The 243-nt window shown below is 64.2% G+C and carries 1 pseudogene; it reads left to right on the top strand.

Going from position 1 to position 243, the window contains the following annotated elements:
- Nucleotides 1-124 (top strand): annotated as a pseudogene (locus AC0L2O_RS37360) (branched-chain amino acid ABC transporter permease); the annotation flags it as partial.
- Between the last annotated feature and the right edge of the window lie 119 nt (nt 125-243).

Genomic DNA, 243 nt, shown 5'->3' with positions numbered 1-243 from the left:
GGTCTATCTCGGCCCCTTCGTTGGCGGCGGCATCGAAGGCTGGTTCGCCTATGCGCTGGCGCTGGTGGTTCTGCTGGTGCGCCCCTCCGGCCTGTTCGGCCATAAAACCATCGAAAGGGTCTGACCGATGGCCGTGCAAGCGCTCGATGCCGAAAGGCCTCCAATCGACTGGCGGAGATTAGCTCTGCCGGCCGTGCTGATCGTCGTCGGCTACGGCCTGATCCCCGCCTATGCGTCGAGCTA

This window comes from Bradyrhizobium sp. Kon10 (genome assembly GCF_055807395.1).
Note: the sequence above shows the minus strand (reverse complement) of the source record. Positions and strands in the feature narration are given on the sequence as shown.